The organism is Pseudomonas viridiflava (assembly GCF_900602065.1).
Lineage (GTDB): Bacteria > Pseudomonadota > Gammaproteobacteria > Pseudomonadales > Pseudomonadaceae > Aquipseudomonas.
In genome coordinates this window covers 72,269-87,683 of sequence record NZ_UWFN01000285.1, presented here as the reverse complement: position 1 = coordinate 87,683, position 15,415 = coordinate 72,269, and the positions used below count along the sequence as shown (strand labels likewise).

Below are 15,415 nucleotides of genomic sequence, written 5' to 3'. Positions count from 1 at the left end.
ATCAAAAGCGCGGCGGCCTGACAGCCGACCTGATTTGTGAACTTACCGATGTTCTGTAGGAGCTGCCGAAGGCTGCGATGCGGTGTGTCAGATGACGTATGCGTTGGCTGTGGTGACGTCTCGCGAACAAGTTCGCTCCTACCGGTCTGGTGAGCGCTCTCTGCTTGTGATCGGTTTTTGATCTGCTTTTGATTTTAGGCGCCCCGTTAAACCACGCCGGCCGGAATTCGACCTTGCTGCGTGGGGCAAACCGGCAGGGATGCCGGTTTAGCCGCCTCAGGCCATGGATGGCCGGTGGCGGCGGCCCCACGCAGCAAGGTCGGATTTCGGGTATGCCGAGCGCCAGCGAGGCACCGAGTGGTGGGGCAAGAGCGTTTTGCTTACTTTTGCGCCTCAAAAGTGAGGCGCTGTAAAAGCGCAACCAATATCCGCCGTTACCCAGCAACGGATATGTACACAAAAATCAGCACCCCCCTCCAAAAAAATCTCACACTTTCTTACAGACCCCGCCCGCTATTTCATCACCGATTCAACAGTTGGAAAGCTTCTTGCAATAGGTCATGTCAGGTCGCCATCGGCGTCAAAGTTTTGATTTAGCGTGCAGGTGAATAATCGGTGGATCGCTCTCAGTTAATTAGCAGCGCACGCAGTAACCTGGCTGGCCTCGGCCGTGGCCAGCTAGGCGTTCCGCTGTTGCTGTTGGTCATGATGGCAATGATGATGTTGCCCATCCCGCCGTTCCTGCTGGACGTATTCTTCACGTTCAACATCGCTCTTTCCATCGTCGTATTGCTGGTCTGCGTCTACGCGCTGCGTCCTCTGGATTTCTCGGTATTTCCAACCATCCTGCTGGTTGCCACGCTACTGCGACTGGCGCTTAACGTAGCGTCCACCCGCGTGGTGATGCTTCATGGTCAGGACGGTCACGCCGCTGCCGGTAAGGTGATTCAGGCCTTCGGTGAAGTGGTGATCGGCGGGAACTACGTCGTCGGTATCGTTGTGTTCGCCATTCTGATGATCATCAACTTCGTGGTAATCACCAAAGGTGCCGGTCGGATCTCTGAGGTAAGCGCCCGTTTTACCCTGGACGCCATGCCCGGCAAGCAAATGGCAATCGACGCCGATTTGAACGCCGGTCTGATCGATCAGCCTGAAGCCAAACGCCGCCGTCTTGAAGTCGCCCAGGAAGCCGAGTTTTACGGCTCCATGGACGGTGCGAGCAAGTTCGTTCGCGGTGACGCCATCGCCGGTCTGTTGATTCTGTTCATTAACCTCATTGGCGGCATGTTGGTGGGGATGCTGCAACACAACATGACATTCTCCGAAGCCGGCAAGATTTATACATTGCTGACCATCGGTGACGGTTTGGTGGCGCAGCTGCCGTCGCTGTTGCTCTCGACCGCCGCGGCCATCATGGTGACCCGTGCTTCCGGTTCGGAAGAAATGGGCAAGATGATCAACCGCCAGATGTTTACATCCTGGAAGGCTCTGGGTGTGTCGGGCGCGATCATGATTGTCATGGGGCTTGTGCCAGGTATGCCGCACTTCTCCTTCATCAGTTTGGGTCTGGTTGCCTGCGGTATCGGTTACCTGCTCTGGAAAAAAGAGAATCAGGTTAAAGTCCTGGCACTTGAAGAGGTCAAGCGTCAGCAGGAAATGTTGCCATCGCCGACCCGTGTTCAGGATTCCAAAGAGCTGGGCTGGGACGACGTGACGCCTATCGACATGATCGGTCTGGAAGTGGGCTATCGCCTGATTCCGCTGGTGGACCGTAATCAGGGTGGTCAGCTCCTGGCGCGAATCAAAGGCGTGCGTAAGAAGCTTTCTCAGGAGCTGGGCTTCCTGATGCCGACCGTGCATATTCGCGACAACCTGGACCTTGCGCCGAGCGCCTATCGTTTGACGCTGATGGGTGTCACGTTGGCAGAGGCGGAAATCTATCCGGACCGCGAACTGGCGATCAACCCGGGGCAGGTGTTTGGTTCGCTCAATGGTATTACCGCCAAGGACCCGGCGTTTGGCCTGGAAGCGGTCTGGATTGAAATCAGCCAGCGCAGTCAGGCTCAGTCGCTTGGATATACCGTGGTTGACGCCAGTACGGTGGTCGCGACCCACCTCAACCAGATTCTCTACAAGCACTCGCATGAGTTGATTGGCCATGAAGAAGTGCAGCAATTGATGCAATTGCTGGCTAAAGGCTCGCCTAAGCTGGCTGAAGAGCTGGTTCCAGGCATCCTTTCGTTGTCGGCGTTGCTCAAGGTGTTGCAGGCGTTGTTGTCTGAACAGGTACCGGTTCGGGATATCCGCACGATTGCCGAGGCTATCGCCAATAACGCTCAACGGAGTCAAGATACCGCCGCCTTGGTGGCTGCTGTCCGGGTCGGATTGAGCCGCGCAATCGTGCAAAGCATTGTAGGCATTGAGCCGGAGCTGCCAGTTATCACGCTGGAGCCAAGGTTGGAACAGATATTGCTCAATAGTCTGCAGAAGGCTGGTCAGGGTCAGGAAGAAGGCGTTCTTCTTGAGCCGAGCATGGCAGAGAAGCTTCAGCGTTCGCTGATCGATGCCGCCCAGCGTCAGGAGATGCAAGGCTTGCCAGTGATTCTGCTGGTAGCAGGCCCGGTCCGGGCAATGCTGTCACGGTTTGGACGACTGGCTGTACCGAATATGCACGTGTTGGCGTATCAGGAGATTCCTGACAACAAGCAAGTAACCATCGTAGCGACTGTCGGGCCTAACGGCTGAGGTAGTGAGTCATGCAAGTTAAGCGATTTTTCGCCGCCGATATGCGTCAAGCCATGAAACTGGTTCGTGATGAGCTGGGCGCTGAAGCGGCCATCATCGGCAACCGGCGAATTGCCGGTGGCGTGGAGCTGACTGCTGCCCTGGATTACAAGCTGTCCGCGCTGGCGCCACGCGTCCCTAATATCGAGCTTGAAGACGAGCTGCGTAAAACCCAGTCGCGTATCGTCTCTGCTCAGGCAGAACTGAACAATCGTAGTGACAGCGACGGCGCGACCAATCGCCAGTTGTTTGCCGGTTTGCCATTGAGCGCCGCTGACACTCACATCGAGCCGACGCTGGAAGAGCCGCCGCGTCCCTTTGTGCAGCCACAGGCCGCACCGGCTGCGCCAGCAGGTAATCAGCGCGGTTACGACTCGATGCGTTTTGAATTGAACGGCCTGCGCGAGCTGCTGGAAGTCCAGCTTGGCTCCCTGGCATGGAATCAGTTGCAAGGCAGCCGTCCGGCACAGGCCAATCTGTGGCGCCGTCTGCAACGTGTCGGCTTGTCCGGCCCGCTGTCGCGCGATCTGCTGGAAATGATCCCTGATATCGACGAGCCGCGTCAGGCCTGGCGCATGCTCCTGGCGCACTTGGCGCGCATGATCGAAGTGCCTGACGTGGAGCCGCTTGAAGAAGGTGGTGTGATCGCCATGGTTGGCCCTGCTGGCATGGGCAAAACCACGACGCTCGCCAAACTGGCGGCGCGCTACGTACTCAAGTACGGCGCACAGAATATCGCTTTGGTCAGCATGGACAGTTTCCGGATCGGTGCTCAGGAGCAGCTCAAGACATTGGGTCGCATCCTCAACGTGCCGGTGACTCATGTCGATCCTGGCCAGTCGCTGGCGCAGGCGCTTGATCCGCTGCTGCGCAAGCGTGTCGTGTTGATCGATACCGCGGGCCTGCAAGCCAGTGATCCGGCGTTGCGTATGCAGCTGGAAAGTCTGGCAGGGCGCGGAATCAAGTCTCGTAATTATCTGGTCCTGGCAACCACCAGCCAGAAACAGGTGCTCACTGCGGCTTATCACAGCTACAAACGCTGTGGTCTGTCGGGATGCATCCTGACCAAGCTGGACGAAACTGCCAGCCTGGGTGAAGTGCTCAGTCTTGCTATCAGTCATGAGCTGCCGGTGGCCTATCTGACTGATGGCCCACGAATTCCTGATGATCTTCACCTGCCTCGCAGGCACCAACTGGTGTCGCGTGCGGTCAATGTGCAGATGCAAGAAGAGCCAAGCGAAGAGGCCATGGCGGACATGTTCGCCGACCTTTACCACAACCCCAACAAACGGGTCGGTTAAGTGAAGCGAACTAATGGACGTTACCTGCATCGATGGTCTGCCCGGCATGGCTCTTCACTGAGCGTGTCGCCCGCAATCTGGCTACGGTCTACGCAAGACAAGGTAAAGAAATAACATGGGCAGCATGCATCCCGTACAGGTGATCGCGGTGACCGGCGGCAAGGGTGGCGTCGGTAAGACTAACGTGTCAGTGAATCTTTCGCTGGCCTTGGCCGAGCTCGGCCGGCGCGTCATGCTGCTGGACGCCGACCTTGGCCTGGCGAATGTCGATGTCCTTCTTGGCCTGACGCCTAAACGCACTCTTGCTGATGTGATCGAGGGGCGTTGTGAGCTTCGCGACGTCTTGTTGCAAGGTCCGGGCGGGATTCGAATCGTGCCTGCCGCTTCCGGCACCCAGAGCATGGTTCATCTGAGCCCGGCGCAACATGCCGGCCTGATCCAGGCGTTCAGCGATATTGGCGACAATCTGGATGTGCTGGTGATTGACACCGCCGCCGGGATTGGCGAGTCAGTGGTCAGCTTCGTCCGCGCTGCTCAGGAAGTGTTGCTGGTGGTCTGCGACGAGCCTACTTCGATCACTGACGCTTATGCGCTGATCAAGTTGTTGAATCGCGACTACGGCATGAACCGTTTCCGGGTGCTGGCCAACATGGCGCAGAGCCCGCAGGAAGGTCGCAACCTGTTTGCCAAGCTGACCAAGGTGACCGACCGTTTCCTTGATGTTGCCTTGCAATATGTTGGCGCCGTGCCTTACGACGAATGCGTGCGTAAGGCCGTCCAGAAGCAACGTGCCGTATACGAAGCTTTCCCACGCTCTAAATGCTCCCTGGCGTTCAAGGCTATTGCGCAGAAGGTCGATACCTGGCCACTGCCTGCCAACCCTCGCGGGCATCTGGAGTTCTTCGTCGAGCGACTGGTTTACCAGACAAGCGCAGGGCCTGTTCAATGACCGCGAGCGGCTACCAGATGTACAGCAAGGCTTCCAGAAACTCGCAATATGAGTTGATCGAGCGGTATGCTCCGCTGGTCAAGCGCATTGCTTACCACTTGCTGGCGCGTCTGCCTGCCAGTGTTCAGGTCGAAGACCTGATTCAGGCGGGCATGATCGGCTTGCTGGAAGTGTCCACCAAGTACGATTGCACCAAGGGCGCCAGTTTCGAGACTTATGCCGGGATTCGTATCCGTGGTGCGATGCTCGATGAAGTGCGCAAAGGGGACTGGGCGCCACGCTCGGTGCACCGCAATACGCGCATGGTCAGTGACGCAATTCGCTCAATTGAAGCTAAAACAGGTCGCGACGCTAAAGATCACGAGGTTGCGGCCGAACTCCAATTGAGTCTCGATGATTATTACGGGATTTTGAACGATACCTTGGGCAGTCGCCTCTTCAGTTTTGACGACCTGTTACAGGACGGCGAACATGAAGGACTGCATGAGGATGGCGCAAGCGGTTCGCTTGAGCCGTCACGCGACCTGGAGGATGAACGTTTCCAGGCTGCGTTGGCAGATGCAATTGCCAACTTGCCGGAGCGTGAACGTCTGGTTTTGGCGCTGTACTATGACGAGGAGCTGAACCTCAAGGAAATCGGTGAGGTCCTGGGGGTCAGTGAGTCGCGAGTCAGCCAGTTACACAGCCAGTGCGCCGCTCGTTTGCGGGGGCGTTTGGGAGAGTGGCGAGCGCGTTGACAGGCGGTATGCGTCCTTGGTGATGGCGTGTCGCGTGTGAGCAGGCTGTGCAAAGCGTTACGTGGGACAGTGGACAAGGCTGGAGCCGTACAGGCATTCGCTCCACGGACTGTAAAAGCAATAGCTTTGATGCAGCCCGTGGATTTGCTGTGCGGTTTCCATAGTTGTTGATGTACCAAGCCCGTCGTCGTTTTCGTACAGCCGATGTGAGCTGTGCCGGTATTGATTGAACAGCGCGTTCAGGTGCTGAACGCGTCAAAGACTGCTTGGAGGTCGAATTGGACAAGAACATGAAAATCCTCATCGTTGATGACTTCTCAACGATGCGGCGGATCATTAAAAACCTGCTGCGTGATCTGGGCTTCACCAACACGTCCGAAGCCGATGACGGGCTTACCGCGTTGCCGATGCTGGAAAGCGGTTCCTTTGACTTTCTGGTAACGGACTGGAACATGCCTGGCATGACGGGTATCGACCTGCTGCGTAAAGTGCGTGCCGATGAGCGCCTCAAGCACCTGCCGGTGTTGATGGTGACCGCAGAAGCCAAGCGCGACCAGATCATTGAAGCGGCTCAGGCCGGCGTCAATGGTTATGTCGTCAAGCCATTCACGGCTCAGGCGCTGAAAGAAAAGATCGACAAGATCTTCGAGCGCGTCAATAGCTGATGTATGCCGCGAGGGCTTTATGGAGAACAACGAAACGTCAATGGGCGAGTTTGAAGCGACCCTGAAGAAACACGCTAGCGAGCTGGTGACGAGCCTTGAAAAAGGCCGTTTCGGCGACGCGGTGCAATTGATCCACGAGCTCAATCAGGCTCGGGATCGCGGTCTCTATCAAGAGATCGGCAAGCTGACTCGCGAGCTGCACAGTGCGATCGTCAATTTTCAGATTGACCCGAACATGCCGCAAGCCGAGGAAGTGTCCCAGATTACGGATGCCACCGAACGCCTGTCGTATGTTGTCAGGCTCACGGAAAACGCAGCTAACCGCACCATGGATCTGGTCGAGGAAAGCACCCCGCTGATACACGGTCTGAACGACGAGGCCAAGGCCTTGAGTGCGGACTGGGGGCGTTTCATGCGCCGTGAAGTCGGCGCTGAAGAGTTTCGTGAACTGGCGCGGCGTGTCGATGGTTTCTTGACGCGCAGCGAACAGGATACCCATAAGGTTTCCTCCCACCTCAACGATATTCTGCTGGCTCAGGACTTCCAGGACCTTACTGGTCAAGTGATCAAGCGTGTCACGCAATTGGTCACTGAAGTGGAGAGCAATCTGCTCAAACTGGTGCTCATGGCCAGTCATGTAGACCGCTTTGCGGGCATCGAACATGACGATGAATCCATCCGCGCAGAAAAAGATCCACAAAAACATATCAAACAGGGTGAAGGTCCGCAGATTCATGCCGATAAACGGGAAGACGTTGTGTCCGGACAGGACGATGTAGACGATCTGCTATCGAGCCTGGGCTTCTAAGTCTGGTCTGTTGACGGTTAATTTTAGGGAGCACCCCAATGAGCTTCGGCGCCGATGAAGAGATCCTTCAGGATTTTCTGGTAGAGGCCGGCGAAATTCTGGAGCAGTTGTCTGAACAGTTGGTCGAGCTGGAAAGCCGACCGGATGACGCAGATCTGCTCAATGCAATTTTTCGCGGTTTTCACACTGTAAAAGGGGGCGCCGGCTTCCTCCAGCTCCATGAGCTGGTGGAGTGCTGCCACATCGCCGAAAACGTGTTCGACATCCTGCGTAAGGGTGAGCGTCGCGTTGATTCGGAATTGATGGACGTGGTCCTGGAAGCGCTGGATGCAGTCAACGCCATGTTCAGCCAGGTGCGCGAACGTAGCGAAGTGACTCCGGCCACACCGGAGCTGCTTGCGGCACTGGCGCGGCTGGCTGAGCCAGCATCGGCTGACGAAGCTCCTGCGGCTGAAGCCGTGGAAGTAGAAGAGGCACCTGTTGAAGCTGCCGCTGAGGCCGCTTCAGACGAGATCACCGATACCGAATTCGAGCACTTGCTTGATCAGCTCAATTCCGCGAAAGAACAGCCAGCGGCTGCTGCCGCGCCGTCCACTGGCGCAGCGGCATCCGATGAGATCACCGATTCGGAATTCGAATCGCTGCTCGATCAACTACACGGTAAAGGTCAGTTTGCAGCCGATAGCGCAGCGCCTGCTGCCGTTGCTCCAGCCGCAGCGCCTGCCGGCAAAGCTGAGAGCGGCGACATTACAGACGATGAATTCGAAGCGTTGCTCGACCAACTGCATGGCAAGGGTTCGTTCGATCCTTCCGCTGCAGCGGCTCCTGCTCCTGCTGCGGCGGCACCAGCTGCCAGCGCATCGGCTGGAAAAGGTGACGAAATCACCGATAACGAATTTGAAGCATTGCTTGACGAGTTGCATGGCAAAGGCAAGTTCGAGCCTGACGTAGCTGCGGCGGTTGCTGCACCTGCTGCGGCCGTATCTGCGCCCGCCAAGCCAGCAGCGCCGGCGGCCAAGCCTGCTCCGGCTGCAGCAGCCAAACCGGCAGCCGCACCAGCGCCCGCCAAGGCTGCTGCACCTGCTCCCGCGCCAGCCAAACCGGCTGCGCCACCGGCCGAGAAGCCGGTCGCCTCAGAAGCGGAAACCACCGTACGGGTTGATACCGCGCGCCTGGACGAGATCATGAACATGGTCGGCGAACTGGTGCTGGTGCGTAACCGTCTGGTGCGTCTGGGGCTCAACAGTGGCGACGAAGCCATGTCCAAGGCGGTTTCCAACCTTGATGTGGTGACAGCTGACTTGCAGACCGCGGTGATGAAGACCCGGATGCAGCCGATCAAGAAAGTGTTTGGTCGCTTCCCGCGACTCGTACGCGACCTGGCTCGTCAGCTCAAGAAAGAGATCAACCTGGAACTGGTCGGTGAAGAGACTGACCTGGACAAGAACCTCGTTGAGGCGCTTGCCGATCCGCTGGTCCACTTGGTGCGTAACGCAGTCGACCACGGTGTAGAAACCCCGGAAGAGCGCGAGGCGTCAGGTAAACCGCGTGGCGGACGTGTTGTTCTCTCTGCCGAGCAGGAAGGCGACCACATCCTGTTGTCGATCTCTGATGACGGCAAGGGAATGGACCCCAACGTCTTGCGTGCCATTGCGGTCAAGCGTGGCGTGATGGACAAGGACGCCGCTGATCGCCTGAGCGACACCGACTGCTACAACCTGATTTTTGCGCCAGGTTTCTCGACCAAAACCGAGATCTCCGACGTGTCGGGCCGTGGTGTGGGCATGGACGTGGTGAAAACCAAGATTGCCCAGCTCAACGGTACGATCAACATTTACTCGACCAAGGGTCAGGGTTCGAAGATCGTCATCAAGGTGCCGTTGACCCTGGCAATCATGCCGACCCTGATGGTGATGCTGGGCAATCAGGCCTTCGCATTCCCGCTGGTCAACGTCAACGAGATCTTCCACCTGGACCTCTCGACTACCAACGTCGTTGATGGCCAGGAAGTAGTGATCGTTCGTGATAAAGCGTTGCCGCTGTTCTACCTCAAGCGTTGGCTGGTCAGTTCGGCCGTCCACGAAGAGCAGCATGAAGGGCATGTGGTGATTCTTTCGGTGGGCACTCAGCGTATCGGCTTCGTTGTCGATCAGTTGGTGGGCCAGGAAGAAGTGGTCATCAAGCCGCTGGGTAAAATGTTGCAGGGGACACCTGGCATGTCTGGCGCCACCATCACCGGTGACGGTCGCATTGCCTTGATTCTCGATGTGCCGAGTATGCTCAAGCGGTACGCCGCACGGCGTATTTGATTCTGGTGTCACGGGCAGAGCACTGTCCGTGACACCTGGTCAGGCGGTGTCGAAAACGCTGCGAATGGATGCGAGGCAATAACAATGACGAGTCGCAGACGCAGCTGACAAATGAGCGTGTGTGCCTCGTGACCTTTTGAGGCCTGCTTCGATCGGTTTTCTGTCGTTGGGCGAAGCTCGCTTCGACGGCGCGTCGCAAAGCGCAGCAGTTTCCGTGCAGCCTGTAATGGAGTGTTTATGGTAGTCAAGGTATTGGTGGTGGATGACTCCGGTTTCTTCCGCCGCCGCGTCACGGAAATTCTTTCTTCAGACCCAAACATCAAGGTTGTCGGTACCGCGAGCAACGGCAAGGAAGCGATTGATCTGGTGCTGTCGCTCAAGCCTGACGTGATTACCATGGACTACGAAATGCCCATGATGGACGGCATCACTGCTGTTCGCCAAATCATGCAGCGCAGTCCAACCCCGGTGCTGATGTTCTCCTCACTGACCCACGAAGGTGCCCGCGTCACGCTGGATGCACTGGACGCCGGTGCGGTGGATTTCCTGCCCAAGAATTTCGAAGACATTTCGCGTAACCCGCAGAAGGTCAAGCAACTGCTGTGTGAAAAGGTCCACAGTATTTCACGCAGCAATCGTCGTGGTTTGAGCGGTTCGGCTCCGGTGGCAACGCCAGCCGCCGCCCCGGTTTCAGCTCCGTCTCATGCCCCGACTCATACACCCACCGCGGCGCCTGCCACCGGCAGAACATCCAGCCCGGCTCCAGCGCGTCCGGTAACCCCGCGTGCGGCACCTGCGCCAGCTCCGGCGGCCAGCAGTTCACATCCGCCATTGTCAGGCACGCCCAAGCGCAAGGCTTACAAGTTGGTCGCTATCGGCACCTCGACGGGTGGCCCGGTAGCTTTGCAGCGTGTGCTGACTCAGCTGCCTGCCAATTTTCCTGCGCCTATCGTGCTGATCCAGCACATGCCTGCAGCGTTCACCAAGGCATTCGCCGAGCGTCTGGACAAGCTGTGCAAGATCAGCGTCAAAGAAGCGGAGGATGGTGACATTCTGCGTCCTGGCCTCGCGCTGTTGGCCCCAGGTGGCAAGCAGATGATGATCGATGGTCGGGGAGCGGTGAAAATCCTGCCGGGCGACGAGCGTCTGAATTACAAGCCTTGCGTGGATATCACCTTCGGTTCGGCGGCCAAGTCCTATGGCGACAAGGTGCTGGCGGTCGTGCTTACCGGCATGGGCGCGGATGGTCGTGAAGGGGCGCGCCTGCTCAAGCAAGGTGGCAGCCACGTCTGGGCTCAGGACGAAGCGAGCTGCGTGATCTATGGCATGCCAATGGCAATTGTCAAAGCTGACCTGGCGGATGCGATTTACAGTCTGGACGATATCGGCCGGCACCTTGTTGAGGCATGTGTCTGATGGATGTTTTGAGTCTGATCGGTCTCATCCTCGCGTTCGTTGCAATTGTCGGCGGTAACTATCTGGAAGGTGGGCATCTGTCCGCCTTGCTCAATGGTCCTGCAGCATTGATCGTCATCGGCGGTACGCTCGCAGCATCGATGCTGCAGGCGCCCATGAGCGCTTTCAAGCGTGCCATTCAGATTGGTATCTGGATCCTGTTTCCGCCGCGTATTGATCTGGCCAGCGGTATCGACCGGGTCGTCAACTGGAGCATGACCGCGCGTAAAGAGGGGTTGCTGGGGCTTGAGTCGGTTGCCGATTCCGAGCCTGATACCTACGCTCGCAAAGGCTTGCAGTTATTGGTCGACGGTGCCGAGCCACAAGCCATTCGCAGCATCCTGGAAGTCGATTTTCTGACCCAGGAGCACCGTGATGTCCAGGCCGCCAAAGTGTTTGAAAGTATGGGCGGCTATGCGCCGACCATCGGCATCATCGGTGCGGTCATGGGCCTTATTCACGTCATGGGCAATCTGGCCGATCCGAGTCAGTTGGGCAGCGGTATTGCCGTGGCGTTCGTAGCCACTATTTATGGCGTGGCCTCGGCCAACCTGATTCTGTTGCCGGTTGCCAACAAGCTAAAAGGCATTGCCTTGCGCCAGTCGCGTTATCGCGAAATGCTCCTTGAAGGCCTGCTATCCATCGCCGAGGGTGAGAACCCGCGCTCCATTGAACTCAAGCTGCAAGGCTTCATGGAGTAATACGCCATGGCTCGACGTCGTCGACCCGAAGAGCACGAAAACCACGAGCGCTGGCTGGTGTCTTACGCGGACTTCATCACGCTGCTGTTTGCCTTTTTTGTCGTGATGTATTCGATTTCGTCTATCAACGAAGGCAAGTACAAGATCCTTTCCGAGGCCTTGGTCGGTGTATTCAACGACTCCGAACGCAGCATGAAGCTAATCCCCATCGGTGAGCAGCGTCCGTTGTCGGTCAAGCCTGCCGAACCGTTGGTCAAGGACAGCGAGCAAGTCGATGCCGGCATCGGCCAGGACACCACTGATCCGCTCAAGGAAATTGCCGACGATGTACGTGCGGGCTTCGGCGACCTGATCAAATCCAATCAGATGACGGTGCGCGGCAACGAACTGTGGATTGAAATCGAACTCAGCTCAGGCTTGCTGTTCGGTAGCGGTGACGCCATCCCCAGCGACAAGGCGTTCACGATCATTGAAAAAGTCGCGAAGATCATCAAACCGTTCGACAACCCGATTCACGTCGAAGGTTTCACCGATGACCAGCCGATCAGCACCTCGCAGTTCCCGACTAACTGGGAGCTCTCTTCGGCGCGCTCGTCGAGCATCGTGCGCATGCTCGCGATGGAAGGCCTTAACCCCGCCCGCATGGCTTCGGTAGGGTACGGCGAATTCCAGCCAGTGGCTTCCAATGCGACGGCCGAAGGGCGTGGTCGCAACCGTCGGGTGGTGCTGGTGATCTCCCGTAATCTGGACGTGCGCCGTAGTCTGACCGCTTCAGGTTCGGCCAATGCGCAACCGGATGCTGCCTTGCGCCGTGCTGGCACACAAACTGCACCTGCGCCTGTCAACCCGGCGGTTCGCAGCAATACCGTCAATTCTTCGTCACCCGTACGATAGTCGTTTCTCGGTATGGCCACGCCATTACGGGAGGAAGAGCACACATGAGAGTCTGGGCAGTAGCCAATCAAAAAGGTGGCGTGGGTAAAACCACTTCGACCATCGCGTTAGCGGGGCTGTTGGCCGATGCGGGCAAGCGTGTGGTTGTGGTCGATCTCGACCCCCATGGCTCGATGACCAGTTACTTCGGTCACGACCCCGACCTGCTTGAACACAGCGTCTTTGACCTGTTCCTGAACAAAGGCAACATTCCCGATGGCTTGCCCGGCCAACTGTTATTGCCGACCAGCGATCAGCGCATTTCATTGCTCCCTTCGAGCACTGCGCTGGCCACGCTTGAGCGCCAGTCACCCGGTCAGAGTGGTCTGGGGCTGGTGATCGCCAAAAGCCTGGCGCAGCTCTGGCAGGATTTCGACTATGCGTTGATCGACAGCCCGCCCTTGCTGGGTGTCTTGATGGTCAATGCATTGGCGGCGAGTCAACAACTGGTGATCCCGGTGCAGACTGAGTTCCTTGCTGTCAAAGGTCTTGAGCGCATGGTCAATACCCTGGCGATGATCAACCGCTCACGTAAAGTCCCGTTGCCCTACACCATCGTGCCCACCTTGTTTGACCGGCGCACACAGGCGTCCATGGGCACCCTTAAATTGTTGCGTGACAGCTTTCCCGAACATGTCTGGAAAGCTTATGTGCCCGTGGACACCCGTTTGCGCGATGCGAGCCGCAAGGGTGTCACGCCTTCTCAGTTCGACAACAAAAGCCGTGCGGTGCTGGCTTATCGGGCTTTGCTCAAGCATTTGCTGTCCGAGCAACTCGTGGCGCAGGTGGCCTGATATGAGCACGCAGTCTTTATTTTCGACAGGCACTCAGAACCATTCAAGTCGGGGCTTACATTGGCCGATAACTCATTCAAGCGGTAATCGCGTCAATCATTGTGTGGCACCTGTATGAACCTGAATCGGCCTGTAGAGATAGCAACACGACCGCAGTTGGCATTGCAGTCTTATCTGGATGCGCTGCTTCAGGACGCCACTGAGGATATGCCCGAAGTATTGCCGGACGAACCGAAGCTTGCGGAAGATGATTTTGAAGCAGCGGTGCGTGAAGAGCAGGAGCATGACAAGCGCATGCAGGCTCTGGCGACACCGATTGCTGTGGCCGTTGCTGCACCTGCGACTGTTGCTGTACCGGTTGCAGTCGCTGCGCCAGTGGTCGTGCCGGTTGTGGCCCCCGTGGTGGCGCGGGTTGAAGTTGAAGTGGTGCCGGAAGTCGTTCCGGTGCAAGAGGTTGAGTTAATCGAGCCGGTTGCCGAAGTACATCTCGCAACCGCCCAGCGCACACCGACACCGCCGCCTACCAGCGACGGCCGGCCTGCCTGGGCAGAGGAGCCCTTCGAATGCCTGCTGTTTGATGTTGCCGGTTTGACGCTGGCCGTACCGCTGGTGTGTCTGGGTTCGATTTATCCCTTGGCCGGACATGATTTGACGCCGCTGTTTGGTCAGCCGGAATGGTTCCTCGGAATCCTGCCGAGCCAGAGCGGCAACCTGAAAGTCCTGGATACCGCGCGCTGGATCATGCCGGATCGGTACCGCGATGATTTTCGTCAGGGCTTGCAGTATGTAATTTCGGTTCAGGGTTACGAATGGGGGTTGGCGGTGCATCAGGTCAGCCGCTCGTTGCGTCTTGACCCGAGCGAGATCAAATGGCGTACCCAGCGAGGGCAGCGTCCCTGGTTGGCGGGCACAGTGATAGAGCACATGTGCGCCTTGCTGGATGTTTCAGAGTTGGCCGAGCTGATTGCCAGTGGCGCGGTCAAGCAGATGCACAAAACCAAATAATCAAGAGGGGGCGTAGAGCACGTCTCCTGCACAGCACACACGCGAGGGGTTGGGGTTATGAAGAAGTCGTCCGCACAAGGTTCCGAAGATCCTATTCTGCAGTGGGTTACCTTCCGCCTGGATAATGAGTCTTACGGCATCAACGTGATGCAGGTCCAGGAAGTGCTGCGCTATACCGAGATCGCGCCAGTACCGGGTGCTCCAAGCTACGTGCTGGGGATCATCAACCTGCGCGGTAACGTTGTGACGGTGATCGACACTCGTCAGCGTTTCGGCCTGGCACCGGTTGAAGTCAGCGACAACACGCGTATCGTGATCATCGAAGCCGACAAGCAAGTGGTCGGGATTCTGGTCGACAGCGTTGCTGAAGTGGTTTATCTGCGTCAGTCTGAGGTGGAAACTGCACCTAACGTGGGTAACGACGAGTCCGCCAAGTTCATTCAGGGCGTGTGCAACAAGAACGGTGAGTTGTTGATCCTTGTTGAACTGGACAAGATGATGTCTGAAGAAGAGTGGTCCGAGCTGGAGAACATCTGATTGATTCTTGAGGTAGCTGTCATTTTCCTGGGGGTTCTCTGGGTAGTGACCCTGGGTTTGTTCATCACGTACACGAAGCGCCAGCGCCAGCTCGACCTGAAGAGGGAAGAGCTGGACGCTTTGCGTGATCAGCGCTTTCGGGAGCTGGCCAGGCGTGTGGATCATTTCCAGAGCGGTACCGTCAAGATGGGTGAGGCTTTGCACGAGTTGCGGGCAACTGTCGGGCCTCTGCCTGACAAACTCACTGCGTTGGAACAGCGCGACCCGTCGACGTTGTCTTTTGCTCAGGCAGCGCGCCTGGTCGGCATGGGCGCCAGCGTCGACGAACTCACCCAGGCCTGTGGTTTGACTCAGGCAGAGGCTCAGTTGATGAGCAAGTTGCATAGTCATAATCAGGGGTGATACCGGACGTTCCTCCATCTTGTGGGTCATATCCG

Annotated in this window: 14 protein-coding genes; all 14 read left to right on the top strand. The window is 57.5% G+C overall.

Translation table 11 applies throughout. The annotated features are described in order from the left end of the window. The first annotated feature begins 615 nt into the window (after positions 1 to 615). The 14 genes from flhA to EE949_RS18655 all read left to right on the top strand — a co-directional run bounded on the left by flhA (position 616) and on the right by EE949_RS18655 (position 15,380). Positions 616 to 2,745 carry a flagellar biosynthesis protein FlhA gene (flhA, locus tag EE949_RS18720; RefSeq protein WP_122665656.1) on the top strand — a complete coding sequence of 710 codons (2,130 nt, stop codon included), beginning with the start codon at positions 616 to 618 and terminating at the stop codon, positions 2,743 to 2,745. Between the two features lie 11 nt (positions 2,746 to 2,756). Beyond that, a complete protein-coding gene (flhF, locus tag EE949_RS18715; protein ID WP_122665655.1) occupies positions 2,757 to 4,085 on the top strand; it encodes a flagellar biosynthesis protein FlhF in 1,329 nt (442 codons plus the stop codon). 115 nt (positions 4,086 to 4,200) lie between these two features. Further along, positions 4,201 to 5,034, top strand: coding sequence for a flagellar synthesis regulator FleN (gene fleN, locus EE949_RS18710; RefSeq protein WP_087266807.1), 834 nt, complete (start codon positions 4,201 to 4,203; stop codon positions 5,032 to 5,034). Next, positions 5,031 to 5,771 carry an RNA polymerase sigma factor FliA gene (fliA, locus tag EE949_RS18705; protein WP_027898771.1) on the top strand — a complete coding sequence of 247 codons (741 nt, stop codon included), beginning with the start codon at positions 5,031 to 5,033 and terminating at the stop codon, positions 5,769 to 5,771. The genes fleN and fliA overlap by 4 nt, the downstream gene beginning before the upstream one ends. 290 nt (positions 5,772 to 6,061) lie before the next feature. Next, complete coding sequence (locus EE949_RS18700; protein WP_176469940.1) at positions 6,062 to 6,436, top strand: chemotaxis response regulator CheY; 375 nt, start codon at positions 6,062 to 6,064, stop codon at positions 6,434 to 6,436. A 19-nt stretch (positions 6,437 to 6,455) separates the two neighbouring features. Beyond that, positions 6,456 to 7,244, top strand: coding sequence for a protein phosphatase CheZ (locus EE949_RS18695; RefSeq protein ID WP_122665654.1), 789 nt, complete (start codon positions 6,456 to 6,458; stop codon positions 7,242 to 7,244). Positions 7,245 to 7,282: 38 nt separating this feature from the next. Continuing rightward, positions 7,283 to 9,553, top strand: a complete 2,271-nt coding sequence (locus EE949_RS18690) for a chemotaxis protein CheA (RefSeq protein ID WP_122665653.1) — start codon at positions 7,283 to 7,285, stop codon at positions 9,551 to 9,553. A 237-nt stretch (positions 9,554 to 9,790) separates the two neighbouring features. Next, on the top strand, positions 9,791 to 10,969 hold the full coding sequence (locus EE949_RS18685) for a protein-glutamate methylesterase/protein-glutamine glutaminase (RefSeq protein WP_122665652.1): 1,179 nt from the start codon (positions 9,791 to 9,793) through the stop codon (positions 10,967 to 10,969). Further along, entirely contained in the window at positions 10,969 to 11,709 is a 741-nt protein-coding gene (locus EE949_RS18680) for a flagellar motor protein (RefSeq protein ID WP_122665651.1), read from the top strand. The genes EE949_RS18685 and EE949_RS18680 overlap by 1 nt, the downstream gene beginning before the upstream one ends. Before the next feature lie 6 nt (positions 11,710 to 11,715). Next, positions 11,716 to 12,603: a flagellar motor protein MotD gene (gene motD / locus EE949_RS18675; RefSeq protein ID WP_122665650.1), complete on the top strand. Its 888-nt coding sequence runs from the start codon at positions 11,716 to 11,718 to the stop codon at positions 12,601 to 12,603. Positions 12,604 to 12,647: 44 nt separating this feature from the next. Then, entirely contained in the window at positions 12,648 to 13,436 is a 789-nt protein-coding gene (locus tag EE949_RS18670) for a ParA family protein (protein WP_122665649.1), read from the top strand. Between the two features lie 114 nt (positions 13,437 to 13,550). Then, a complete protein-coding gene (locus EE949_RS18665; RefSeq protein ID WP_122665648.1) occupies positions 13,551 to 14,441 on the top strand; it encodes a CheW domain-containing protein in 891 nt (296 codons plus the stop codon). Positions 14,442 to 14,498: 57 nt separating this feature from the next. Continuing rightward, positions 14,499 to 14,978: a chemotaxis protein CheW gene (locus tag EE949_RS18660; protein WP_087266835.1), complete on the top strand. Its 480-nt coding sequence runs from the start codon at positions 14,499 to 14,501 to the stop codon at positions 14,976 to 14,978. After that, the gene (locus EE949_RS18655) at positions 14,979 to 15,380 is read left to right on the top strand and encodes a DUF2802 domain-containing protein (protein ID WP_122665647.1); all 402 of its coding nucleotides are present in this window, start codon (positions 14,979 to 14,981) and stop codon (positions 15,378 to 15,380) included. It begins immediately after the preceding gene. Positions 15,381 to 15,415: the final 35 nt, after the last annotated feature.